Raw genomic sequence first — 24,149 nt, 5'->3', positions numbered from 1 at the left:
CACCTCCAGCCATTCTACGATGTCTGCGTTCCGCGGGTTGCGCCGGGCGATGAACCGCGCTTCAGGCCCGTTGGTCCCGGGTGCCGTCCGGCGGCCGTCCCGCGACGGGCAGGTATATCGCAAACGTCGTTCCTTCGCCCGGGCGGCTGTCCACCTCGATCCTTCCGCCGTGGTTCCGCACGATCCGGTAGCAGACCGTCAGCCCCAGCCCGGTGCCGTTCTCCTTCGTCGTGAAAAACGGGCTGCCCAGCCGATCCAGCTTGTCCGGCGGAATGCCGGTTCCCTGGTCGGTCACCCGGATCTCGGCGGTGTCCCGGTTCACGACGGCTTCGATCGTGAGGACGCCGCCGTGCTCCATCGCCTCGATGCCGTTCTTCACGATGTTGATCAGCACCTGCTTGATCTGGTTCTCGTCGCAGTAGATATGGGCCTCGTCCGGGATCGGCAGCACCCGGATCTCAACGCCGCGCATGACGGCCTGCGGCTGCAGGAGCAGCACGACATGGCGGATCATCTGCGCGATGCCGGTCCTGGCGAATTGCGCGGCGCGGGGCCGGGACAGGACGAGCAGCTCGCCGAGAATTTGCTCGATCCGTCCCAGCTCTTCGAGCATGATGGTCAGGTAGGCTTCCCGTTTCGCCGCGGAGGACGATCCCGATTTGAGCAACTGCAGAAATCCCTTCAGGGAGGTCAGCGGGTTGCGGATCTCGTGCGCGATGCCGGCGGCCAGTTGACCCGCGGCGGCAAGCTTCTCGGACTGGATCAGGTTCTCCGCGCCGTACATCGCGTCCGCGTCCCTCGTCAGCCTGCGGATTTCGTTCTCCAGCTTGACGGAGTCGGACAGATCTTCCACCTGCAGCATGCCGACCGCGGAACCGGCGTCACCCTCCCCGGCTCCAACCAGCGGCGTCAGGTGCACGAGCAGCCATTTCACTTCGCTGCCGGGCCGTTCGTACCGGCATCTGGCCGACTGCGGCTGCGGCGGATCGCGCCACGCCAGGTCGGGAAAAAGCTCCGACGCGAGGCGTCCGGCTATCGCGTCAGCTTCGAGTCCGAGCATGCCGCACAGGGCGGGATTGGCGCACGACAGCCGTCCGTCGCGTCCCACGAACGCTTTGCCGATTCGGTCGAAGTGGTAGGCTAGCCTGTAGAGCCGGAAATCGTCCCGAAGATTCACCATTCTGATTGGATGCTCCCGTCACAGGATAACCGCCGGCCGGTTGGATCAAGCGGGATCCGGCCGGTTGCGCGGTCTCGGTCAGGATCGTTCCGGGATGGCGATTCTCAAGACGTTCGATCCGTATTCATTATCTATCACCCAGGGATGTTTTTCAACGATTACCCAAAATACGGAAACGGGACGATTCGTTATCCCACCGGAATGTGGCGGCCGCCATGGACAGGCAGAGCAGCGTGAACGCGGCCAGCGCCGCCAGGGAAGTCCAGGTGGAAGCCTGCCAGCCGCCGCGCACCCCGTCGGACAACACGTTGACGAAGTGGGAGAACGGATGGAGAAGGCTTGCGATTTGGACCCACCGGGGAGCATGTTCCAGGGAATAGAAAGCCTCGCTGGCGAACAGCATCGGCATGCAGATCAGGTTCGAGATCATGCTGGTGGCGCTCTCGTTCCGGCCCAGGTTGCCCGAGATGAAGCCGACGGCGGTGAAGCAAAGCGAGCCGATCAGGACCGCGACCAGCATCAGCGCAAGGCCGGGAAGCGTGAGCCTGACGTCGAAGACGAGGCAGCCCGCCGCCGTCAGACAGGCGCAGACCACGAGGGACAGGGCCGTGCGGGCGCCGGCGGATGCCGTGATAAACGCCGAAGTCGGCAGAGACGCGGTGCGGAGCAGTTTGAACACGCCCCGGTTGCGAAGCGTCATCACCTGGAACGGCGTGACCATGCCGGGGCCGAACAGGACGTTCACCGCGAGCACGCCGGCCAGCAGCCGTTCGGCATAGCCGGGCTTGTCGAACCAGAACCCGAGGCCGAGCAGCAGCACGAACGGGGTCACGATGGTCCAGAACAACGTATGCGGATCCCGGAACTGGCCGATCAGCATCGTGCGGAAAACGGTGGTCATGCCATGAATCCTCCTTCATGATGCGGATGATTGCGGGCGACCGGCTTATTGCACGGCCACGGCGTTCGGCGCTTCCTGCGTGAGCCGAAGATAGAGCTGTTCCAGATCGGAAACGTTGTATTGTTCCAACAGCGCCGCGGGCGAACCTTCCGCCAGCATGCGTCCGGCGTCGATGAACACGATCCGGTCGGCGAGGCGGTGAACCTCATCCAGCTCGTGCGACGTGAAGACGACGGATGTGCCGCCTTTCGCGAGCGAGCCGATGAGTTCCCGGATTTCCAGCCGGGCGCGCGGATCGAGCGCCGCCGTCGGTTCGTCGAGGAAGAGCAGTTTGGGGTCGTGCACGAGCGCCATCGCGATGGCGAGCCGCTTCTGCTGGCCGCCGAACAGGCGCGCGGCGTCGGTATGCGCCATCTCGGCGAGTCCGCAGGCGGCAAGCCGGCGCAGCAGCTCGTCATCTCCGGGCCGCAGGCGATGGAACGCGGCGGCGAGGCGCATGTTCTCGAGCGCGGTATAGCCGGGGAAGATCGGCGCCGTCTGCAGCTGGACGCCGATGCGGCGCCGGAGTTCCGGTTCGGCATATTCGACGGATCCCGCGTCGGGCCGGCGCAGCCGGAGGATCAGCTCCAGCGTCGTCGATTTGCCGGCGCCGTTCGGACCGATGACGGCCAGCACCTCGCCCTCGTTCACGGCCAGGCTGATGCCGTCCACCACGTTGCGCCGGCCATACCGCTTGACCAGCGACGAAGCGCGGATCAGGACGCGGCGGGTTGCCAGGTTGGCCATGGGACACACTCCTTGTTATCCAATGTTATATAACCAATGTTGGATATTCGAGCAGAAGCAAGCCGCGCGGGAACGTTCCCGTGCGGAGACAGGCGTCCGGGTGCGATTGCGGTCCGGCGAAATTCAGCCCGTTCCGTCGCCCGGCGATTCTTCCCGCAGCAGCTCGATCAGACGTTTCAGATAGGCGATGTCCAGCTCCATCACGCCGATGGCGTTGTCGAAGGCGGTCATGACGATCGGCGACAGGCCGTAGCTGCTCTTGATCTTGCGGCCGAGCAGCCATTGATCCCGCGTCCGTTCCACCTGCTCCAGATTCCGCTCGAGCAGCCGTATGGCCTCATCCCGCGGCACGGCGTCGATCCAGGTGAGCCCGAGCGCGAGATCGGACTTCATGGAATGGGGACTTGCGAGCAGCGACTCGCGGACCATCTCCCGGAATTGCGCTTCGCCCTTCTCCGTAATCGTGTAAATCTTGCGAAGCCGGTTGCCGGTGCGCACTTCCGCCTCGGCGCGGATCAGGCCTTCCTGTTCCATTTTGCCGAGCGCGTAGTAGATGGAGCCGGAGAGCAGATTCGCCCAGGAGTCCATGCGGTTCTGCTGGATGAGCTGCTGGATTTCGTAGCCGTGCATCGGCCGCATACGGAGAAAGCCGAGCACGATGAGATTCGTAGCGTTCACGACGGCATGCTCCCGTTCCGAAGTTGTATATCCAACATTGGATATCCGTTGTTGAATATATCATGGCCGCAGCGGTTCGTCAAGCGCGCCCATCGGGAGCGCCGCCTTTCGAGACGCGTCCGGCGTCGAAGGGCGGGGAAAGGCCCCGCGCGCTGCGCACGGAGCCTCCCGCGGCGGTCATCGCCGGTCAATTCGCGCCCGGCTGCCGGCGGCGGAGCGCTTCGAGCTGCTCGTCGACCCGTTCGGCGATGGAGGCGTCGTCGTGCGGCGCGGTCGGATTCCAGCCTCCGCCTGCCCTGCGCGCCTCGTTCTCCGCTTCCCACCGCAGAATCTTCTCCTCGATCCGCTCGAAACCGCGCACCGCGGCCCGGCCGATTCCGGCGACGCCGGAAGCGAACCTGACGCCGAGTTCCGTGCCGCCGGACCCGGCGCCCGCGGCCGCCGCCTTTTCCGCCCGGTCGGCCAGTTCGGCGCGCTTCGCGCGGAGCCGCTCCAGCTCCGCCTTCGCCTGTTCGACCTGCGCCTCCAGTTCGGCCGCGCGCGCGCCGGCTTCCTCGTGCCAGGTCAGGTAACGGGCGGCCTTCTGCTCGAACGCCAGCTTATCCGCGATCGCGGCCCGCGCCTCGGCTTCCCGGCCGGCGGTCAGCGCTTCGGCGGCGCGCGCCTCCAGGTCCGCGGCGATCCGGAGGTATTCCTGGTGCCTGAGGAGCGCCGTCCGCTCGATCGCCCGCTGGCTGAGCAGCGCTTCCTGCGCGTCTTCCAGTTCCTCCTCCATTTCACGGATGTAATGGTTCAGCATCATGACGGGATCTTCCAGACGATCCAGCGCTTCGTGGGCCGTGAACTTCGCGACGTCGGCGATGCGTTTCCAGATGCTCGTCATCGGTCATGCTCCTTTCGGTATGATCGGTCGGGGGGTGACGCGCGCCCCGCTTCCGTCAGCGGTACCGGTAATCGTGATACGGGTGCAGGGGATACGCATGCGGTTCGGACGGAACGACAAGGCTGCACAGGAAATAGACCAGCAGCGCGGTGCCGAAGCTGAAGAGCGCCGCGATGACCGCCGCGAGGCGGATGAAGGTCGGATCCGCGCCCATCCAGTCCGCGATGCCGCCGCAAAGCCCCGTCAGCATGCGGTCCCTTCTGGAGCGGTAAAGCTTTTGCATGGACGATTCTCCTTTCGCGGGATGGCGGAATTTCCGGTCGCTCCCGGTTGATCTCTTGATGATCATATTGTAGCGCCCGGCGAAAGATGCCCGTAACGGTCCGTCGGCGGTTTTCGGGTCCGGACCCGGGTCGGGGACGCACCCCATCTCCGGGCGGAGCCGGACGGTCGGGTCCGGCCGGGCGCGATCCGGCTGCGCAGGGGCGGCGGTCCGGAAGCGTGCGGCGGGACCGGTTGAGCGAAGGGGATGTGATCGAAAAGGGGAAGGCATCGCGCGCTCTGTTGGCGGGATGCGGTCCGGAAGCGTGTGGTGCGGGACGATGGAGCAGGGAACAGGTTCGGAATGCGTGCGGAACATGCAAAACGGACCGCCCGGGAAACCGGGCGGTCCCGCGGCCGTCAACTGGAACGCCGCCCGCCGTCCTTCGTCCGTTCGGGCAGCTGCGAGACGTAGCTGTGCGACATGCGGAACAGATCGAGCGCCCGCCGGTACTCGTCTTCGGTGACCAGCGGCTTGCCGTCGGGTCCGGCGGCATCGGCGCCGACCGGTTCGCCGCCGTCGAGCGGATACGCCGTCCCGTCTCCGAACGCCTCGCCGGGCACGAAGATCGCGCGGTCGTTGATGAACGATCCCGTGGGCAGATAATAGCGGATCGGCAGCAGGTTGCTGTCGTAATTCAGCAGATCCTGGCCGAACGCGATGCAGTCGTCCAGCCGGATGCCGGCGAGATTCGCAACGGTCGGCGTGATGTCGCTGTGGCCGCCGACGGTCCCGACCGTTCGCGGTTCGAGCGCGCCCGGCGCGATGATCAGGAGCGGCACGCGCAGCATGTCATAATAGCCGTACGTCCGGCCGAGCAGCTCCTTCAGCAGCTTCCGGTCTTCCTTCGTCAGCGAGTAGACGGGCATACCCATGTGGTCGCCGTAAATGACGATGAGACTGTTCTCCCACAGGCCCGCCGCCTTCATTTCTTCGACGAATACGCCGAGCGCCTTGTCCGCGTAGTGCTGCGAGCGGAGATAGTCGCCGACGAACGTGCCGCGGAACCGCTCCGGCAGATCGAAGGTGTCCTTGTGCGCGGGCAGATTGAACGGATGGTGCGCGGACATCGAGATGAGGTTCGCGAACACCCTGTCGCCGTCTGCCGCCAGCCGCGCGATTTCGGCGACGCTCTTCCGGTACAGCACCTCGTCGGACGAGCCGAAATGGACGAAGTCTTCGTCCTGGAAAAACTGCTGGTCGTAATACCGGTCGAAGCCGATGGCGGCGTACAGATCGTTGCGCCTCCAGAAGGCGACGTCGTTCGTATGGAACGTGACTGTCTTGTACCCCCGCGCATGGAGCAGCTTCGCGAGGCTCGGCAGCGCCTTCTTCCCGTACGTTTCGGAGGCGGCGCCGACGGGCGGCGTCAGCAGGGATGTGTTCGCCACGTACTCGGCGTCGGACGTGTTGCCCGCGCCGACCTGCTGGAAGAACCGCGGGAAGAACAGTCCCTCCTCCTTGAGCCGGTTCATCACCGGGGTGACTTCGGCGCCGTCTACCTTCAGATCGAGCAGCATCGTCTGGAACGCCTCGAGCTGCACGAAAAGGATATGCCGTCCCTCCGCCGCCCGAAACGCTTCCGGCACGGCCTTCCGCGGCAGCCGCTTCACTTCCCGCACGGCGTCCGGCGTGACGGCGCCGGGCTCGAACAGCGTCTCCCGCCCCGACGTCAGCATGACGTCGACCTCGTAGTTGATGATGCCCATCCGTTCGGCCCGCGCCAGCTCGTTCAGGATATTCCGGTTCGGCACGATCTGCATGGCGCAGACCGCGGTCATGGCGACGAACAGCGCGGCGGCGGCCAAGCGGTGTCCGCGGCCCGGCTTCGGCCGCGACGCCCAGCGGCGGAACCCGCGGTGCCGCGAGGCGAACAGCAGGGCGATGACGACGAGATCGACGAAAATGAGCAGGAAGTAGGGATGCAGGAGCTGGAAGACGCTTCCCTTCACTTCCTTGACCTGTCCGATCTGCGAGAACGCGTGGTAGGTCACGATGATGCCGAAGTATTTGTAGTACATGATGACGGCGAAATAGATGGCGGTATAGACCAGGTCCACAAGCGCGTAGGCAAGCGTCTTGCGCCTGTCCGCCAGAAGCTCGATCAGCGCGAAGGCCGCCCATACCGACGGCAATGAAGTGACGAGCGGATTCCATATGGAACCGTCGAATATGACGGCCGACGCCAGGTAGAACTTGACGGTCATGATCAGCGTGAACAGCACGAACGGGTTGAGCAGCGCCGCACGTACACGAGGATTCATGGCCCTGATCCCCCTATCTTGTCTCCCTATTCATCATAGCGCAACGGGCGCGCGGGTGAGAAGTCCGGCTGCCGGCCGTCAGGGACCGGGCCGTTCGTGATAAAATGGTAATCTTAGAAGCGGTATCCCAGGGAAACGGAGCGATCGGGATGACGGAATCGACGGCTTCGCGGACCGGACAGGCCGAAAGCGGCGAAACCCGGGGCGCGGGAACCGGGGAGCGCGGACCGGCGGCGCGGCCGGGACGGGCGGAGCGGCTGCACGCGGCGGGCATGGCGGCGGCGGTCGCGCTGTGCGTCGCCGGGCAGCTCGTCTGGCTGCCCGACGCCCTGCCGCTGCCCGGCGGCGTGCGCTGGATCGAGGCGCTGGACGTGCTCGTCTACGCGCTCGCGCTGCCGCCGGCGCTCTGGACGGCGGCGGCTTCCTTCCGCCTCGCGGAAGGCGCGCTGGGGGGCGCGCCGAAGCGGGCGCTGATCCCGCCCGCGGCGGCGGCCGTCCTCGGCGCCGCCGCCTGCGCGTGCGTCTCCGCGATCAGCCTGGAACCGGCGCGCATGTTCACGGCGCTCGGCGCGCTCGGGGCCGCATGGCTCGCGGCGTTCGCGGATCTCGCCTTCGCCGAGCGTCGCCGCCGGAAGCGGCGGCTTCCCGCGCGCACGCTGCGCGCCTTCGCGGGGATGCTCGCGCTTCTGGCCCTGCTCTTTACGCCCACGGGCGAGATCGTGACGACGCCCGGCCTGACGTTCGACGTGAACCGCTATGCCCGCGCCGCGGACGGCGAGCCGAAGGGGCGGATCGACGGCGTGCTCGTCCTCGGCCGTCCGGCCTTCCTCGCCGACCGGCTGTACGCGCGGCTGTTCCCGCATTACGAATTTGAGCCGATCGCGTCGCTCGGCATGCCGCTCGCCGAATACGACGAGCTCGTCCGCAGCCAGAAGCTGGACGCGGAGGCCGCGGCAGCCGCGATCGCCGCCGAGCGGACCGGCCGCGGCGAAGGCATCCGCATGCGCGGCGCGCGGGTTGTCGCCGTCATGAAGGACGCTCCCGCCGCGGGCGCGCTGCATGCGGGCGACATCATCACGGCGGCCGGCGGCGCCGCCGTCCGCTCGACCGCCGATCTCGCGGAGGCGATGCGGCGGATCAGGCCGGGCGAGGCGGTCGGGCTTGCCGTGCTGCGGGACGGGGCCGCGCTTCGGATCACGGCGGCGACGGGGCCGGCGGAGGACGATCCGGAACGGGCGGTTTTCGGCATCGTCATCGAGACCCTCCTCGACCCGGACGTGCCGGACGGGATCGCGTACCGGCGGTATTTCATGCACGAGGGAGGCCCGTCGCACGGCGCGATCCTGGCGCTGGCGCTGATCGACCAGTGGACGCCGGGCGGCGTCACCGGCGGGCGCTACGTCGCGGGCACCGGCACGATCGGACCGGGCGGCGTCATCGGCCCGGTCGGCGGCGTCCGGCAGAAGGCGTACGCGGTCAGCCGGACGGGCGCGGACGTCTTCTTCGTGCCGGCCGGACAGGAGACGGAAGCCCGCCTCGGCGCACCGGATCTCAACATCGTCCCCGTGGCGACGCTGGATGACATGCTCAATTGGCTGAAAAGGGGCGGATAACGCGGCATAACGGGCCGGCACGGCTCGAGAACGAGCCTGAGCCGGCCTTGTTCCGTTTGCTTTCACGGCGGGGGAATCTACAATAGGGGGAAAACGGCATCACCGGACTAGCACCGGAAGGAGAAAAGCGGCATGGGTTTATGGTCCCGGTTGAAGGCGTTTACAGGTGCGGGAGGTCCCGTCGATCCGGACCGGCGTCTGTCGGGCGAAGCGGTCCTGACGATCGGCATCCACAGCCTGTTCCAGTTCGGCGCATCGATGGCGGGTCTGTTCCTGAACCTGTACCTTTGGCGCCTGACCGAGGATCTGGCCGTGAACGGCATCTACAACATCGTCGTGTTCCTGCTGACCCCGGTCGGCTTTCTGGCCGGCGCCTGGCTCGCGAAGCGGACCGACCGGCTCGTCACGTACCGGATCGGCATCGTGCTGACGGCGCTGTTCTATCTGCTGGTCATCCTCGCCGGCACGGCCGTGGTGCGGCACTACATCTGGTTCGGGCTGTTCAGCGGCATCGCTTCCGGCATGTACTGGACGGCCTATCTCGTCCTGATGTACGACGTGTCCACCCCCGCGAACCGGATCCGGTTCCTCGGGCTCAACACGACGTTCTTCAATCTGGCCGGGTTGGCCGGACCGGCGGTCGCCGGCACGATCATCGGCGTGATGGAAGGGCTGACGGGCTACCTCGTCACGTTCTCGCTGTCCCTCGCCCTGTTCGTTGCCGCGGCCGCGCTCAGCCTGCGCCTGCGGCCGTCCGGCTTCCGCCACAAGACGTTCTACATCGGGCTCGTGCCGCACGTGATGCGCCGGCAGCCCGCCTGGCTCAGGGCGCTCTTCGCCTTCTTCCTGTGGGGGCTGTTTCAGGGCATTACGCTGTTCCTGCCCAACATCTTGCTGTACCGGACGGTCGGGCGCGAGGATTGGGTCGGCTATCTCACGATCTTCTTTTCCGGCCTCGTCATTCTGTCCAGCTTCCTCGTCTCGCGCTTCGGCCGGGAACATTTCGGAAGGCTGTACGTCCTGTTGTCGTCGGCCGGCGTCGTGATCGGCGCCGCTTTCCTGTTCATCGATTTCGCGTTCTGGACCGTCGCCGTGTTCATGATCCTGTTTTCGCTCGGCAATCCGCTCATGAACAATACCCTGTCCAATTTCTACTATCGCCGGATCGCGCTTCTGCCGCTCAGGGGCCAGCTCCGGAACGAGGCCATTGTCATGCGGGAAGTGTTCCTGAACGCGGGCCGCGTTCTGTCCATCGTGGCGCTGCTCGCGTTCGCCGACAACCCCGAATCCGCGATGCTGCCCGTCGTCCTGTTCGCGGCGGCTCTGACGCAGATGCCGATCTTCTTTCTCGTAGAGAAGCCGGCGCGGCAGCCGGCGGAAAGCAGGTGAGAAGCCCGTTGGGAAAATCCGGACTCGTCCCGGCGCAGTTGAAAAAATATTGGTTCTGGTACTTGCTCGCGGCTCTCTCCATCGGGGCGGCGAACGTCGTGCATGCGCTGTACCCGTCTGTGCTCGGCGACTTCGCCGACCGGGTGGAGTCGGGAGGTCTCACCGCCGCGGCGGTCCGCGCAAGCGGCCTCCGGCTGCTCGCGATCGGAGCCGGTTATTGCGTCCTGTTCGGCATCGGCCAGTACATCAACCACCGGCTCGGACGCTATTTTGAATTTTCGACGCGCCAGAAGCTGTTCCGGCATTTCACGAACCTAAGTGAAGCCTGGCTCTCGAAGAACGGCATCGGAAAACTGCTCAGCTACGTGATGAGCGACGTGACGACGGTGCGCGAATCGATCGCGAACGGATTCAACCAGCTCACGAACGCCGTCGTCCTGCTGATGTCGACCGTGACCATCATGTTGCTGAGCGGCATTCCGCTGCCCGTTCTGGCCGTCAGCGTGCTGCCGCTCGGCGCCATTCCGTTCCTCGTCACGTACTTCGGCCCGCGCATCCGCGGGCAGTCGCTCAAGGTGCAGGAGTCGCTCGCGGCGATGACCGAATCGGCCGAGGAGCAGTTCGGCGGCATCAGGGTGACGAAGACCTTTGCGGCGGAAGAAATCGCGCGGGCGCGGTTCGGGGAGACGGTCGACCGGATCCGCGAGCATCAGCATCGGCTCGTCCGTCTGAGCGGCAAGTTCCAGGCATCGCTGCCGCTGGCGGGCGCGATGGCGCTTGTGGTGGCGATGACCTGGGGCGGCGTGCTCGTGTCGCAGGGGAAGCTCTCGCTCGGCCATTTCGTCGAGCTGACGCTGTATCTGCGCATGATCGCGACCCCCTTGCAGCAGATCGGCAACGTGATCAATCTGGTGCAGCGCGCCCGCGCCTCGCTCGAGCGGCTGAACGGACTGCTCTCGATCCGGCCGGACATTGCCGACGAGGAAGGCGCCCGGCCGCTGCCGGAAGGAGCCGCATCCATCGAGATCCGCGGCCTCACCTTCACCTATCCGGGCGCCCGCCGGCCGGCTCTGACGGGCATCGATCTCGAGATCGGGGCGGGCAAGACGGTCGGCATCGTCGGCCGCACCGGCAGCGGCAAGACGACGCTCGCGAAGCTGCTGCTGCGCATCTATGATCCGCCGCGCGGAAGCATTTGGATCGGCGGACGGGACATCCGGCAGACGACGCTCGAGAGCCTGCGCACGTCGATCGGGTACGTGCCGCAGGACGGCTTTCTGTTCAGCACGACGATCGCGGACAACATCGCGTTCCACAACCGGGCCGAGCCGCGGGAGCGGATCGAACACGCGGCCCGGCTCGCGGACGTGTACGAGAACATCATCGGGTTTCCGGACGGATTCGAGACGAAGCTCGGGGAGCGGGGGCTCACGCTGTCCGGCGGCCAGCGGCAGCGGACCAGCCTCGCCCGCGGGCTGATCAAGGAGGCGCCGATCCTCATCCTCGACGACAGCGTCAGCGCCGTCGACACCGTGACCGAATCGCGGATTCTGCGCAACCTGCGGGAGACCCGCCGCGGCAAGACGACGTTGATCATCGCGCACCGGATCAGCGCGGTCATGCACGCGGATCTCATCGTTGTCATGGAGGGCGGGCGCATCGTCGAGCGGGGGACGCACCGCGAACTGATGGAGCTGGACGGCCGTTACGCCGCGATGGCGCGGATGCAGGGAGAGGAGGCGGTCGTCCGTGGCTGAGGAGAAACCCTTGCATCGCCGGCGCGCGTTGCGCGCCTTGCTTGGCTACGCGCGGCCGCATCGCCGGAAGTTCCTGCTCGGCATCCTGTGCACGTTCCTCGCGATCGCGGCCGATCTGCTGCAGCCGGTCATCGTCAAGACGGCGATCGACGACACGATCCCGCTCGGCGAATCCGGCATTCCGATTTTGATCGGGCTCGGGGCGGCTTACGCGCTGCTTGCGATCGTCGCCTTCGTCTTCTCCTACTGGCAGAGCAATCTGCTCCAGCGGGCGGGGCAGGCGATCGTCGCGCAGCTGCGCAAGGATCTGTTCCGCCACATCACGAACCAGTCGATGTCGTTCTTCGACCGGCACCCGATCGGCAGCCTCGTGACGAACGAGTCGAACGACACGGAGACGATCAACCAGTTCTTCACGCAGGTGCTGCTCAGCCTCGTCCGGGACGGGTTCATGCTCGTCATGATCATCGGGTTCATGTTCTGGCTCGACGCGGAACTGGCGCTCTATGCCATGATCCTGATCCCGATCATCGGCGCGATCGCGCTGCTGTTCCGCCGCGCGCTGCGGAATGCGTACCACCGGTCGCGGGCGCAGCTCTCGCGGCTGATCGCGTTCACGGCGGAGAACCTGTCCGGCATGAGCCTGATCCAGGCGTTCCACCAGGAGGAGGAACAATACCGGCGGTTCACCGATACGAACCGGACCTACCTGAAGGAGAACCTGCGCGAGGTGCGCGCTACGATCCTGTTCAACCGCTCCTTCGAACTGCTCGGCAACGCCGCCGTGGCCGCGGCCGTATGGCTCGGCGGGTACGCGGTGCTGCACCAGAAGTTCGAGTTCGGCGTGCTCTATGCGTTCATCACGTACATCCGGCAGTTCTTCCAGCCGATCAACCAGCTGACGCAGCAATGGAACACGCTGCAGTCGACAATGGTATCGATGGAGCGGCTGTGGCGGATTTTCTCCGCCGAACCGGAGGTGCGCGACCCCGAGCCGGAGACGGCGGTTGCTTTGTCGCCGGAACGGGTGAAAGGGCGGATCGATTTCAACCAAATCCGGTTCTCTTACTTAAAAGGTACGGAGGTGCTGCACGATCTCGACCTGCACATCCGGCCCGGCGAGTTCGTCGGCATCGTCGGCGTGACCGGCGCGGGCAAAAGCTCGCTCGTCAGCCTGCTCGCCCGCTTCTACGACGTGGATCACGGCAGCGTGGAGATCGACGGCGTCGACATCCGCCGGATTCCGCAAGGCACGCTGCACCGGATCGTCGGGCTCGTGCAGCAGGAGCCGTTCCTGTTCTCGGGGACGATCCTCGACAATGTCCGCCTGTTCCGGGAGGAGATCGGTCGGGAGCGGGTGATCGAGGCGTGCCGGTTCGTCGGCGCGGACGAGATGATCGCCCGCCTTCCGGACGGCTACGAAACGCGGCTGTCGGAGCGGGGGAGCGGCCTGTCGGCCGGCGAGCGGCAGCTCATTTCCTTCGCGCGGATCATCGTGTTTCAGCCGAAAATCCTCATCCTCGACGAGGCGACCGCCAACCTGGACTCGCATACGGAGCGGCTGGTGCAGCAGGCGCTGGACCGGGCCGCGCGCGGTCGGACGACGCTCGTCATCGCGCACCGGCTGTCGACGATCCGGCACGCCGACCGCATCATCGTCATGCGGGACGGCCGCATCGTCGAGCAGGGCAACCACGAATCGCTGCTCGCCGCAAACGGCTATTACGCCGAGCTGTACCGCCATTCCCGCAGCCCGCACGGGCTTGAGCTGACGGCGGTGAAAGGAAAGGAGGATTAGACGCATGGACGGAAGCAGGACACGCCGCATCTTGCTGCTCGGCGCGGCGGGCATCGCGCTGTTCATGCTCGTGTACCTCGGGTATCCCGCCGTCAAACTCGAAGTGATCAGCCGCCATTACCAGCTGTACGGCTCTTACGCCATACTGCCCGGAGACGCGCCGCGGACCGCCGAAAAGCCCCTCGCGTTGAAAACCCGGCGCGCGGATTACGAACGCGAGGGGATCCGGCTGACGAACGTGCTGTATTACCGCGAGCTCGGGCAGCTCGCCTTCGGCTATATTTACGGCGATGACAGGCAGGCGCTGTACGATATCGCGCTGCTTGACGCCGAAGGCCGGAAGGTTCCGGGGGATTTGATGGTGACCGGCAGCGACCGGTTCCATGCGAAGCGGCTGCAGAAGCTCAATTTCAGGCTGGCGCATCCGCTCGACGGGCAGGCGGCCTACACGATCCTGATCACGGATGAGCGGGGGGAACGCGTCGGCGCGCTGGAATTCGGCGTGTGAACGGTGTGATTTTCGACATTTGGTTGCATGCCGGGACACGGTATATTGGAAACGGATCGACCATTTTGGACGGAAAGCATCCCTTGCCGGAGGTCAGGGTGGGGTTCCATGCGCGCGAAACTGTGGTCCTGGCTCGCTCCCGGGCTGCTGTTCGGCGTCTCCATGGGCGCCTTTTTCATCATGGACGGGGTGTCGCACCATCGGCATGCGAGGCTGGAACATCCGGTCGGGCATTTCTATGTCGTTTCGATCGTGTCGCTCCTCGCGCTGCTGGTGTCGATCGCCGTCGGCGTGGCCGGGATCCGGCTGAGAAACGTGAACGTCACCTTCCTGTCCATCGGCTACATCTCGCTGGCCGGGCTGTTCATGCTGCACGGCCTGTCGACGCCGGGGTTCATCGTGGAGGATGGTGACGCGCTGCCCGCCCTGTCCGGCCGACTCAGCGTCGTCATCGCTTCGATATGGGTCTTCCTGTCCGCCTTGCCGACCGACCTGGCCTTCGTGCGCTGGCTGGCGCGAGCGCAGCGCGCGCTCGTGCCGATTTGGGTCGCCGTCCTGGCGATGCTGATCTTCGCGGCTTTCGCGGGCTCCGCCCGCCTCGACCGGGCGTTCCCCAATCCCGCCGTTCATCCCTGGCTGTACTGCCTGATCACGGCGGTCCCCGGTCTGTTCGCGATGTACCGTTACCGCAAGCTGTACGTCATGACCCGCTTTCCGATCCATCTCGGCATCGTCTGCAGCTCCAGCCTGCTCATCGTCTCGATCATCATCATGGTCTACGGCGACATCTGGGATGCGAGCTGGTGGCTGTATCATTTCACCCTGTTCGGGTCCATCGGCTGCATGGTCGTCGGCGTCATCGCGCAGTATGTCGGCCAGCCGTCCGTCGCGGGCCTGTTCAGTACGCTGTTTCGCCCGGATCCGCGCCGCATCATCGAATCGTCGATCTCGCCGAGCGTCCGGGCGCTCATCGCGCAGACCGAGGGCAAGGACGCCTACACGGCGGGGCACAATTACCGCGTGGCGATGTACGCGCTGCGGCTCGCCGAGCACATGGGCGTGCAGCCGCGGATGCTGCGGGCGCTGGCGCAGGGCGGCATCGTCCATGATGTCGGCAAGCTGTTCATCCCCGACGAGATTCTGAACAAGCCCGGCAGGCTGACGCCGGAAGAGCGGGCCGTCATCGAGCTGCACCCCGTGCACGGATACAATCTGTGCAAGCAGCTCGGTTTCATGACCGAGGAACTGGAGATCATCCGCTCGCATCATGAGCGCTGGGACGGCAACGGCTATCCGGACCGGCTGAAGGGCGAGGAGATCCCCCTGCTCGCGCGGATCGCCGCGGTGGCGGACGTCTACGACGCGCTGACGTCCTCGCGATCCTACCGGCCCGCGATGAGCCACGAGCATGCGATGCGGATCATCGAGCAGGAGAGCGGCAAGCAGTTCGACCCGCGGTGTGTGGATGCCTGGATGTCGCTGGCCGAGGTCGATCCCGAGTTTTTCCGCACGATGCACGGCAAGGCGGCGGCCGGGACGGTGCCGTCCGTCCCGGCGCCCGAGCCGACGTGCGGGTGATCGTCACCGTTCATCCGATGCCAGATCGAGCCAGTCCAGCTCCTCCCGCGTCAGCCGGATGTCCATGGCTTCGCGGCAGGAGCGCAGCTCCTCCGCGTTGCGGGCACCGATCAGCGCACAGGTCGGAAACGGCTGGTTCAGCACCCAGGCCAGCCCGATCTGCGCGACCGAAACCCCTTTCCTCCGCGCCAGCGCCTCCGCCCGGCGCAACCGCTCCCAATTCGCCTCGCTGTAGTACACCCGGACGATGTCCGGGTCGTCCCGCCGATCGGGGCTGAACCTTCCCGACAGGAAGCCGCGCGCGAGCGACGACCACGAGAGCAGCGGCATCTGCGTCTCCTCGTGCCAACGGATCGTCTCCCGGTCCGCCGACACGCAGCCCGGCCAGAACGGCTCCTTTGCCTTCGCGAGGCTGAGGTTCGGGCTGCTGAACGAGAAACCGATCAGCCCGTGCGCCTCCGCGTACGCGTTCGCTTCCATGAGCCGCCGCCACGTCCAGTTGGAGCCGCCGATCGCCCGGATCCGGCCGGCTTCGATATGCTCGTTCAGCTCCTCGAGGATTTCCCCGACCGGCACGTCCGGGTCGTCCCGGTGCAGGGCGTACAGTTCCACGTGATCGGTCCGGAGCTTCTCCAGGCTTCGGAACAGATCCTCCCGGATCGCTTCCCGGTTGACGCGGGGCCCGCGCTCGTCGGGGTGCGCGCCCTTCGTCAGAATGACGAAGCGGTCCCGCGCCTTCCGCTCCTCCATGTAGCGCCCCAGCACTTCCTCGCTTTCGCCGCCGCAGTAGATGCGCGCGGTGTCGATCGTGTTGCCCCCGATCGCCAGAAACGCGTCGAGATTGGCGGCCGCCAGCTCGTAAGTTTCGTGCCGGAAGTAATCGGTCCCCTTGATCAGCCTCGATACCGGCTTCTCCACTCCCGCGATGCGGATCGCGTCCATCGTCCCATGCCCCTTCCGTGCATTCGTTCCATTCGCGAAATGGTGTCCCTGCCGGTCATTATAGTGGACGGCGCGGAAAGAAGATACCCTGTAATTTTGCAACCCGATTGAAAAAATGAGACCTTATGTCCCGCCGGCCGCCGTTCTACAATGGGGGTACGATCATGCCGGACCGGGGAAGACACCGGTGCCGGCGCGGCCGCACCGGGAGGGATTCGCGATTGGACACGGAATTCAGAGCCGAATTGCGGCCCGCGTCCGCGCCGCGCGGGGAGCGGCTGCTCAAGCTGCTGCGCAAGCTGGCCGCGCAGCGCTATCTGCAGCTCATGGCGCTCGCCGGGGCGGCGTGGATGTTCGTCTTCAACTACATTCCGATGTACGGCATCATCATCGCGTTCAAGGATTACGACATCATCCGCACGATCGGCGAATCGCCGTGGGTCGGCCTGAAGCATTTCCGGGACGTGCTGACGGATGACGAGCTGCCGCGCATCCTCCGCAACACGCTCGGCATCAGCCTGATCAAGCTGGCGGTCGGTTTCCCGCTGCCGATCCTGTTCGCGCTGCTGCTCAACGAGCTGCGTTCGCTCCGGTTCAAGAAGGCGGTGCAGACGATCTCCTATCTGCCGCACTTCCTGTCCTGGGTCATCCTCGGCGGCATTCTGGCGACCTGGCTGTCGGATGTCGGCCTCGTCAACCGGCTGCTCATCGCGCTCGGCATCCTGGACGAGCCGATCTGGTTCCTCGCCGAGCCGTCCTGGTTCTGGCCGATCGTCATCGTGTCGGACATCTGGAAAGAGCTCGGCTGGTCGGCGATCATCTACCTGGCCGCGATCACGAGCGTGTCGCCGGAACTGTACGAGGCGGCGACGATCGACGGCGCGAACCGGTTCCAGAAAATGCGCTACGTCACGCTCCCCGGCATCAGCGGCACGATCACGATCCTGTTCATCCTCGCCGTCAGCGGCGTGCTGAACTCGAATTTCGACCAGATTCTCGTCCTGCGCAATTCGCTGAACGAGAGCGCCAGCAACGTGATCGACATCTACGTCTACCACGTCGGTCTGCTGTCCGGAAGGTATTCGTACGCGACGGCGTTCGGTCTGCTGAAATCGATCGTCGCCCTGATCCTGCTCCTGGCCGCGAACAAGGTCACGAAGCGGATCAACGGCACCGGGCTGTTCTGACATCCGCGAGGAAAGAGGTGTGCCCCATGCCGACCCGGAAGCAACTGTCCACGGGCGACAAAATGTTCGATGCGCTCAACGTCATCGGCATGCTCCTGCTCTGCTTCATCACGCTTTATCCGATCTGGTATGTGTTTGTCAATTCGCTGAACGACGGGCAGGACGCGATGCGGGGCGGCATTTACTGGCTGCCGCGGAAGTTCAGCCTCGACAACTACAAGGCCGTGTTCGAGAACGCGGGCATCATGACCGCGATGGGGGTCACGGCGGCCAAGACGGTGATCGGCGTCATCTGCCACGTCTTTTTCACCGCGATGGTCGCCTACGCCTACTCGCGCCGGGAGCTGATCGGCCGGAAATTTTACATGATGATGGGCACGGTGACGCTGTTCTTCGGCGGCGGGCTCATTCCGACGTTTCTGCTCATCCGCGATCTCGGCCTGCTCGACAAGTTCGCCGTCTACATCATTCCGGCGATGTTCAGCTTCTTCGATCTGATCATCTTTCTCGCCTTCTTCCGGGACATTCCCGACGGGCTCGAGGAAGCGGCCCGGATCGACGGCGCGAACGACCTGTCGATCTTCGTCCGGATCATCATTCCGGTGTCGACGCCGGTCGTGGCGACGATCGCCCTGTTCCACGGCGTCTGGCAATGGAACGACTACTTCACCGGGATGATCTACATCAACAATCCGGATCTGCAGCCGATCCAGACGTTTCTGTACCGGGTCGTCGCGCAGAGCAGCTCGAACCAGATCGTCGCCAGCGTCGGGCCGGGGATCAACCGGACCGTCACGAGCCAGTCGATCAAGCTGGCGACGATGGTCGTCACGACGATGCCGATCGTGTTCATCTACCCGTTCCTGCAGAAGTATTTCGTGAAGGGGCTCATGATCGGATCGATCAAAGGATGATCCAAGGTTTCCGGTCCCGGGAAACGGGCTTCATGCCATACTGTACAGCCGTACAACAGACTTGAGGGGGATTTGCCGAATGCGGTTGCAAAGCAAGCGATTCACGGCCCTGGCGATCGTCCTGGCGCTCATCCTGACGCTCGCGGCCGCCTGCTCGGGCGGGGGCAAGAATGCGGGCTCCGGAGGATCGGGCGGATCGTCGAACACCGGCGCAACGCAGAACCAGAATGCGGGGGGCGATGCCGGCGGCAGCGGCGGCGGAAGCGACGCGAAGCCGTCGGCCGACGAGCCGGGCTGGAAGTCGAACACCGATCCGATCACGTTCGACTGGTACATCAACTTCGCCTGGTTCCCGAGCAAATGGGGCGAAGATCCGACGAGCCAGTACGTGACGCGGAAGACGGGCGTGAACATCAACTTCATCGTCCCGGCGGGCAACGAGAACGAGAAGCTGAACGCGATGATCGCGTCCGGCAAACTGCCCGACTTCATCACGCTCGGCTGGTACGAGGACGGCGTGAAGCGGATGATCGAGGGCGGTCTCGTCCTGCCGCTCAACAAGCTGGCGGAAGAGTACGACCCGTACTTCTTCAAGGTCGCCGACCCGGCGAAGCTGGCGTGGTACACGCAGCCCGACGGCAACGTGTACGGCTACCCGAACGCGTCGTCGTCGCCGAAGGATTACGAGCTGTACGGCGAGCATTACGTCTCGAACCAGACGTTCGTCGTGCGCAAGGACATGTACGAGGCGCTCGGCAAGCCGGACATGCGGACGCCGGAAGGCTTCCTCGACGCGCTGAGAAGGGCGAAGGAAATGTTCCCGGAGGTGAACGGGCAGCCGCTCATTCCGCTCGGCCTGCACGAATTCACCGAGACCGGCAACTATTCGCTGCAGGATTATCTGCAGAACTTTCTCGCGATTCCGCACGAGAAGGACGGGAAGCTGTATGACCGGCAGACCGATCCGGAATACGTGCGGTGGCTGAAGGTGCTCCGCCAGGCGAACGAGGAAGGGCTGCTCGCGAAGGACATCTTCATCGACAAGCGTCCGCAGATGGAGGAGAAGATCGCGCAGGGCCGCTATTTCGCGATGCTGTATCAGCGCACCGACTTCACGGCGCAGCAGAACGTGCTGTACGCAAACGATCCGAATTCGGTGTACATCGCGGTCGACGGCCCGGCGAACGCGAACCTCGATCCGCCGACGCTGGCCGGACCGTCGATCTCCGGCTGGACGCTGACGCTCATTTCGAAGGACGTGAAGGACAAGGCGCGCGCCATCCAGTTCCTCACGTACCTCATCAGCGAGGAAGGACAGAAGGACCTGTATCTCGGCGAGAAGGGCGTCACCTGGGACACGATCGACGGCAAGGACCAGTTCCTGCCGGAGGCGCTCGAGCTGCTGCAAACCGACCGTTCGGCGTTCGACAAGCAGTACGGCGCGTCCTACACGTTCTGGATGCTGATGGATACGAACATGAGCCTGCAATGGACGCCGCCTTCGGTCGAACCGTTCAAGCAGATGGAGGACTGGACGAAGGGCAAAACCTACAGCTTCTCGCAGTTCGACCTGCTCGATCCGCCGGCGAACTCCGAGGAAGGCATCGCGAAGACGAAGATCGACCAGGAGTTCGGCAAGACGCTGCCGAAGTTGCTGCTCGCCAAGAGCGAAGCCGAATTCGACAAGATCTGGAACGACTATCTCGCCGAGCGCGAGAAGGCCGGCTGGGACAAACTCCAGGCCTACCGGCAAATGAAATATGAAGAAAATGTCAAGAAGCTGGCCGAGTTCCTGAAGTGAACCGGTCCGGCTTCCCGGGACCGCCGATGCCGCTCCCCGTGGAGCGGCCTTCGGCGGTTTGGCGCTTCCGCGGCCATCGTCAGCATGACCGTGCATGACTATAATTGAAAGAAGGCAAACCGGCCGGCGGCGGTCCGCAGCGGATCGCGACAAGATGCGAACAGGGGTATGGCGATGAAAGAGCGGTTCGGCAGATGGTTTCGTGAAATCGCATACAAAATGGAGCAATGGCCGATCCAGCAGCGGCTCATCATGACGTACATCGTCATCCTGCTGATTCCGAGCCTCATCATCGCCTGGCTGCTGTTCCGGGACATGTCGGCGGACTACATCGAGAAGGCGCGGCTGGAACACGAATCCGCCATGGAGCTGGAGCGCGCAAACGTCGAAAGCAACATCGAGACGATGATTCGCGTGGCGGAACTGGCCTACACCTACAGGGACGTGGAGGAATACCTGCGCCTGGTCCGCGAGCCGGAGACGCTGGAGCTGATGGAAATCCGGAACCATCTCGTCTCGGTCATGACGCATCTGCAGAACACGAATCCGAAGATCCGCCACATTCGCATTTTCTCGGACAACGAAAATGTACGGGAGCTGTACCCGGTCTTCTGGCACGAATCGAGGATCGCCGGAGAGCCGTGGTATGAGACGGTGAACGATTTGAACGGCCAGATTTACTGGCAGGTGTCGCCGAACGACGACGGGCTGGTGCGGCGCGGCGTGGTGGATGACGTGACGCCTGTGCCGGTGATGATGCTGCTCCGGGAGCTCGAGTACGTTTCGGGCGTCCACGCGGGCGTGCTCGAGGTCGACATGCGGCTGCGCGATTTTTTTCCGTCGATCTATGCCGGCTACGATGGACGGCAGGCGCAGATGGCCGCGGTAGACCGGGACGGAGGGCTGTATTACAACCGGGAGAATCCGTGGCTGGCCGAAGCGGGCGTGACGGAGGAGCGGCTCCTCGAGCTCGTGGCCGAGGCGGGCGCCGAACGCATCCGGAGCGTGCTGTTCCGGGCCGAAGGCCGGCCGATGCTGGCGGTGATCGCCTGGTTCGACCAGCTCGACATGCACCTGGTCAACGTCGTCTCGCTTGAACAGGCGCTGCACGACATGAACGAGGCGAGAAACAAGCTGATCGCGGCGATCGTCATGCTGCTCATGATTCTGTCGACGGTCACCTATTTTTCGGTCAAGCTCATTCTGAAGCGGCTCGTCATTCTGCGCGATTCGATGAAAAAGGTGCGGCAGGGCGATTTCTCGTTCGACATACCGGTGCGGGGCGGGGGCGAAGTCGGCGAACTGGCGCATCATTTTCGCAAGATGCTCAAGAAGATCAACGAGCTGATCGCCGACGCGGTCCAGAAGCAGGCGGCATCGAAGGAGGCGGAGCTCCGGACGCTGAAGAACCAGATCGATTCGCATTTTCTGTACAACACGCTGGAGAGCATCAAGATGCTGGCCGAGATCGAAGGGCAGTACGAGATTTCCGACGCGCTGACCTCGCTCGGCGGGCTGATGCGCTACAACCTGCGCTGGACGAGCGAATACGCGCTGCTGCGCGATGAGCTGGCGCATGTGTCGAATTACGTGGCGATCATGAACATCCGGTTCGAGCGCAAGATCCGGCTCACAACCGATATTCCGGAGCGGTTCCTGGATTGTGAAATGCTGAAGCTGACGTTGCAGCCGATCGTGGAAAACGCGGTGAAGCACGGCCTCTGGGAAGGCGGCGGGCGCGGCCTCGGGATTTCGATCGCGTGCCGGGAAGAACAAGGTTTCCTCCTGCTGACGGTCGAGGACGACGGCCGGGGGATGACGCCGGAGCAGACCGCCGCGCTGAACGACAGGCTGGAACGGACCGGGGGGACCGCGGCGCCGGGCGGTCCGGCCGCCGGCGGGACAACCGGCGGCATCGGCCTGCTCAATGTCCAGCAGCGCATCCGGCTCTATTACGGCCCGGACTGCGGACTCGCCGTGGAAAGCGAAGCGGGACGGTATACGCGCGTGACCATGCGGCTTCCCATGCGCATCGCGAACGGAGGGGCGGAGTGAGATGCGGAGATTGCTCATCGTCGACGATGAACGGAACATTCGGCTGGGCGTGAAGGCGATGATCGACCGGGAGTGTGCCGGACGCTACGAGACGCTGACGGCGGAGGGCGGCCGGGAGGCGCTCGAGATCATCCGGACGGGGCGGATCGATGTGCTGATCACCGACATCCGGATGCCGGAGATGGACGGTTTCGCCCTGATCCGCAAGGCGGCGGATGAAGGGTATCGGCCGGCCGTCATCATTCTGAGCGGATACGACGATTTTGACTACGCGCGCGAGGCGATCCAATACGGCGTGAAGGAGTATCTGCTGAAACCGATCGTGCGCGAGGAGCTGTACCGGGCGCTGGACCGGGTGGAGGAAGCGCTGCGCCGGGCCGAGCAGACGGAGTCGCTCCGGCGGGAGGCCGAGCGGTATCGGTCGGGCATGGCGGCCAGCGTGCTGGCGTATTTGCTCGTCGGAGAACCGGAGGACGAGGCGGCCGTCATGGAGCGGATCGAAGCCGCCGGGCTGACGGAACTGCTTGCGCCGGATTACGCGGTCGGCGTGCTCAAGCCGGCCGGCGATCCGCTCGGTCGGGCGAAGGCCGAGGACTGGCTCCGGCAGCGCGCGGCGGACGGACTCAAAGCGATCTGGACGACCGACCGGGACGGGCTGCTCGTCTTCGCCTCCCCCGATCCCGGCCTGGCGGAGGCGCTGGCCGGGGAGCTCGGGAAGATCTGCGAGCCGCCGGTCTATATCGGCCTCAGCGGGCGCGAGACTTCCGCGGTCCGGCTGGTCCGGCGGTACCGGCAGGCGAAGCGGGCGCTCAAGCGGAGCCTCGTCATGCCGCCGGTCCGTTCGGCGCTATTGAGGGCCGAGCCCGGCGAGGGGGACGGGGCGGCCATGCCCGTCCGGCATGTGCCGCAGGATCTCGTGCGCAAGCTCGCGAACATGCTCGGAACCGGACGCGACCGGGAGATGCTCGCGCTTGCAGGCCGCCTGTTCGAGCTGCCGGAGTCGCCCGACGGCGGCGTCGCCTATCTCGAGGCGCTCAGCCGGGCCCTGAACGAGCAGGTGTTCGACCAGGTGTTCCGCACGTACGGCGAAGAATCGGTGGAGGTGCTGAAGCTGTACCGGCGCGTCGGCAGCCTCGACCATTACGCGTCGCTTGCGGACTACCGGCGCGACGTCGAGGAGCTCCTGCTCCTCTTGTCGGACTACATCCGCTCGCTCCGGTCGGCGCACGCGGAGCACAGGGAAATGCGCGCCGCCGTTCAGTACATCCGGGAAAATTACTGGAAGGATCTGAACATGGCCATGGCGGCGAACCACGTCTCGCTCAATTACGCCTATTTCGGCCAATTGTTCAAGGAATATACGGGCGAAAGCTTCGTTTCCTATCTGCGCCGCGTGCGCATCGAGAAGGCGAAGGAGCTGCTCGTCCATACGGACGCGAAGGTGTACGAGATCGCCCGGCGCGTCGGATTCGAGAATGTGAAGCATTTCAACCGCGTGTTCAAGGAGCTCGAGGGGATCACGGCGCTCGAGTATCGGCAGCGCCACGCGGCCGTCGCCGCGGCGAAAGGGGAGTTCGCGGAGCCGCTGTAACG

19 protein-coding genes are annotated in these 24,149 nt (G+C 64.9%); 11 read left to right on the top strand and 8 right to left on the bottom strand.

Translation table 11 applies throughout. The features are described from left to right. Positions 1-61: 61 nt before the first annotated feature. From A9Z00_RS13900 to A9Z00_RS13870, 7 genes are all read right to left on the bottom strand, one after another. Positions 62-1,180, bottom strand: coding sequence for an ATP-binding protein (locus tag A9Z00_RS13900; protein ID WP_296978664.1), 1,119 nt, complete (start codon positions 1,178-1,180; stop codon positions 62-64). 151 nt (positions 1,181-1,331) lie between these two features. After that, positions 1,332-2,081 (bottom strand): ABC transporter permease, encoded by a 750-nt coding sequence (locus A9Z00_RS13895; protein ID WP_296978662.1) that lies wholly within the window; start codon positions 2,079-2,081, stop codon positions 1,332-1,334. A gap of 45 nt (positions 2,082-2,126) precedes the next feature. Continuing rightward, positions 2,127-2,867 (bottom strand): ABC transporter ATP-binding protein, encoded by a 741-nt coding sequence (locus A9Z00_RS13890; protein WP_296978659.1) that lies wholly within the window; start codon positions 2,865-2,867, stop codon positions 2,127-2,129. A gap of 123 nt (positions 2,868-2,990) precedes the next feature. Then, positions 2,991-3,545: a PadR family transcriptional regulator gene (locus tag A9Z00_RS13885; RefSeq protein WP_296978656.1), complete on the bottom strand. Its 555-nt coding sequence runs from the start codon at positions 3,543-3,545 to the stop codon at positions 2,991-2,993. A 187-nt stretch (positions 3,546-3,732) separates the two neighbouring features. Continuing rightward, on the bottom strand, positions 3,733-4,428 hold the full coding sequence (locus A9Z00_RS13880; RefSeq protein ID WP_296978655.1) for a PspA/IM30 family protein: 696 nt from the start codon (positions 4,426-4,428) through the stop codon (positions 3,733-3,735). Between the two features lie 55 nt (positions 4,429-4,483). Beyond that, complete coding sequence (locus A9Z00_RS13875; protein WP_296978650.1) at positions 4,484-4,711, bottom strand: PspC domain-containing protein; 228 nt, start codon at positions 4,709-4,711, stop codon at positions 4,484-4,486. 398 nt (positions 4,712-5,109) lie between these two features. Then, a complete protein-coding gene (locus tag A9Z00_RS13870; protein ID WP_296978648.1) occupies positions 5,110-7,014 on the bottom strand; it encodes an LTA synthase family protein in 1,905 nt (634 codons plus the stop codon). 149 nt (positions 7,015-7,163) lie between these two features. Here A9Z00_RS13870 and A9Z00_RS13865 point away from each other — a divergent pair, with 149 nt between their 5' ends. The 6 genes from A9Z00_RS13865 to A9Z00_RS13840 all read left to right on the top strand — a co-directional run bounded on the left by A9Z00_RS13865 (position 7,164) and on the right by A9Z00_RS13840 (position 15,657). Further along, on the top strand, positions 7,164-8,627 hold the full coding sequence (locus tag A9Z00_RS13865; protein WP_296978646.1) for a PDZ domain-containing protein: 1,464 nt from the start codon (positions 7,164-7,166) through the stop codon (positions 8,625-8,627). 132 nt (positions 8,628-8,759) lie between these two features. Continuing rightward, on the top strand, positions 8,760-10,016 hold the full coding sequence (locus A9Z00_RS13860) for an MFS transporter (protein ID WP_296978645.1): 1,257 nt from the start codon (positions 8,760-8,762) through the stop codon (positions 10,014-10,016). An 8-nt stretch (positions 10,017-10,024) separates the two neighbouring features. After that, positions 10,025-11,773, top strand: coding sequence for an ABC transporter ATP-binding protein (locus A9Z00_RS13855; RefSeq protein ID WP_296978643.1), 1,749 nt, complete (start codon positions 10,025-10,027; stop codon positions 11,771-11,773). Beyond that, positions 11,766-13,571 (top strand): ABC transporter ATP-binding protein, encoded by a 1,806-nt coding sequence (locus tag A9Z00_RS13850; protein ID WP_296978641.1) that lies wholly within the window; start codon positions 11,766-11,768, stop codon positions 13,569-13,571. The genes A9Z00_RS13855 and A9Z00_RS13850 overlap by 8 nt, the downstream gene beginning before the upstream one ends. Positions 13,572-13,575: 4 nt before the next feature. Continuing rightward, complete coding sequence (locus A9Z00_RS13845) at positions 13,576-14,079, top strand: hypothetical protein (protein ID WP_296978640.1); 504 nt, start codon at positions 13,576-13,578, stop codon at positions 14,077-14,079. Between the two features lie 108 nt (positions 14,080-14,187). Further along, positions 14,188-15,657 (top strand): HD-GYP domain-containing protein, encoded by a 1,470-nt coding sequence (locus A9Z00_RS13840; protein WP_296978635.1) that lies wholly within the window; start codon positions 14,188-14,190, stop codon positions 15,655-15,657. A gap of 3 nt (positions 15,658-15,660) precedes the next feature. Here the strand turns inward: A9Z00_RS13840 and A9Z00_RS13835 are convergent, their stop codons facing one another. Continuing rightward, positions 15,661-16,599: an aldo/keto reductase gene (locus A9Z00_RS13835; RefSeq protein ID WP_296978632.1), complete on the bottom strand. Its 939-nt coding sequence runs from the start codon at positions 16,597-16,599 to the stop codon at positions 15,661-15,663. A 221-nt stretch (positions 16,600-16,820) separates the two neighbouring features. Here A9Z00_RS13835 and A9Z00_RS13830 point away from each other — a divergent pair, with 221 nt between their 5' ends. From A9Z00_RS13830 to A9Z00_RS13810, 5 genes are all read left to right on the top strand, one after another. Beyond that, positions 16,821-17,786 (top strand): ABC transporter permease, encoded by a 966-nt coding sequence (locus tag A9Z00_RS13830; protein WP_483316321.1) that lies wholly within the window; start codon positions 16,821-16,823, stop codon positions 17,784-17,786. A gap of 62 nt (positions 17,787-17,848) precedes the next feature. Continuing rightward, the gene (locus A9Z00_RS13825; RefSeq protein WP_483316323.1) at positions 17,849-18,700 is read left to right on the top strand and encodes a carbohydrate ABC transporter permease; all 852 of its coding nucleotides are present in this window, start codon (positions 17,849-17,851) and stop codon (positions 18,698-18,700) included. A 79-nt stretch (positions 18,701-18,779) separates the two neighbouring features. Further along, positions 18,780-20,501, top strand: coding sequence for an extracellular solute-binding protein (locus tag A9Z00_RS13820; RefSeq protein WP_296978626.1), 1,722 nt, complete (start codon positions 18,780-18,782; stop codon positions 20,499-20,501). A gap of 174 nt (positions 20,502-20,675) precedes the next feature. Next, positions 20,676-22,556, top strand: a complete 1,881-nt coding sequence (locus tag A9Z00_RS13815; RefSeq protein WP_296978618.1) for a cache domain-containing sensor histidine kinase — start codon at positions 20,676-20,678, stop codon at positions 22,554-22,556. A gap of 1 nt (position 22,557) precedes the next feature. Continuing rightward, the gene (locus tag A9Z00_RS13810) at positions 22,558-24,147 is read left to right on the top strand and encodes a response regulator (protein ID WP_296978603.1); all 1,590 of its coding nucleotides are present in this window, start codon (positions 22,558-22,560) and stop codon (positions 24,145-24,147) included. Positions 24,148-24,149 lie beyond the last annotated feature (2 nt).

The sequence above is a fragment of the Thermobacillus sp. ZCTH02-B1 genome, from assembly GCF_002159085.1.
In the GTDB taxonomy this organism is placed as follows: Bacteria; Bacillota; Bacilli; order Paenibacillales; family Paenibacillaceae; genus Thermobacillus.
The sequence above is the reverse complement of the archived record's forward strand: the minus strand, read 5'-3'. Positions and strand labels throughout refer to the sequence as shown.

What these genes read in the sequence shown, in the direction of transcription:
- A9Z00_RS13900 (WP_296978664.1), bottom strand. Translation starts at nt 1,180, where the DNA reads ATGGTGAATCTTCGGGACGATTTCCGGCTCTACAGGCTAGCCTACCAC.
- A9Z00_RS13895 (WP_296978662.1), bottom strand. Translation starts at nt 2,081, where the DNA reads ATGACCACCGTTTTCCGCACGATGCTGATCGGCCAGTTCCGGGATCCG.
- A9Z00_RS13890 (WP_296978659.1), bottom strand. Translation starts at nt 2,867, where the DNA reads ATGGCCAACCTGGCAACCCGCCGCGTCCTGATCCGCGCTTCGTCGCTG.
- A9Z00_RS13880 (WP_296978655.1), bottom strand. Translation starts at nt 4,428, where the DNA reads ATGACGAGCATCTGGAAACGCATCGCCGACGTCGCGAAGTTCACGGCC.
- A9Z00_RS13875 (WP_296978650.1), bottom strand. Translation starts at nt 4,711, where the DNA reads ATGCAAAAGCTTTACCGCTCCAGAAGGGACCGCATGCTGACGGGGCTT.
- A9Z00_RS13870 (WP_296978648.1), bottom strand. Translation starts at nt 7,014, where the DNA reads ATGAATCCTCGTGTACGTGCGGCGCTGCTCAACCCGTTCGTGCTGTTC.
- A9Z00_RS13865 (WP_296978646.1), top strand. Translation starts at nt 7,164, where the DNA reads ATGACGGAATCGACGGCTTCGCGGACCGGACAGGCCGAAAGCGGCGAA.
- A9Z00_RS13860 (WP_296978645.1), top strand. Translation starts at nt 8,760, where the DNA reads ATGGGTTTATGGTCCCGGTTGAAGGCGTTTACAGGTGCGGGAGGTCCC.
- A9Z00_RS13845 (WP_296978640.1), top strand. Translation starts at nt 13,576, where the DNA reads ATGGACGGAAGCAGGACACGCCGCATCTTGCTGCTCGGCGCGGCGGGC.
- A9Z00_RS13840 (WP_296978635.1), top strand. Translation starts at nt 14,188, where the DNA reads ATGCGCGCGAAACTGTGGTCCTGGCTCGCTCCCGGGCTGCTGTTCGGC.
- A9Z00_RS13835 (WP_296978632.1), bottom strand. Translation starts at nt 16,599, where the DNA reads ATGGACGCGATCCGCATCGCGGGAGTGGAGAAGCCGGTATCGAGGCTG.
- A9Z00_RS13825 (WP_483316323.1), top strand. Translation starts at nt 17,849, where the DNA reads ATGTTCGATGCGCTCAACGTCATCGGCATGCTCCTGCTCTGCTTCATC.
- A9Z00_RS13820 (WP_296978626.1), top strand. Translation starts at nt 18,780, where the DNA reads ATGCGGTTGCAAAGCAAGCGATTCACGGCCCTGGCGATCGTCCTGGCG.
- A9Z00_RS13815 (WP_296978618.1), top strand. Translation starts at nt 20,676, where the DNA reads ATGAAAGAGCGGTTCGGCAGATGGTTTCGTGAAATCGCATACAAAATG.
- A9Z00_RS13810 (WP_296978603.1), top strand. Translation starts at nt 22,558, where the DNA reads ATGCGGAGATTGCTCATCGTCGACGATGAACGGAACATTCGGCTGGGC.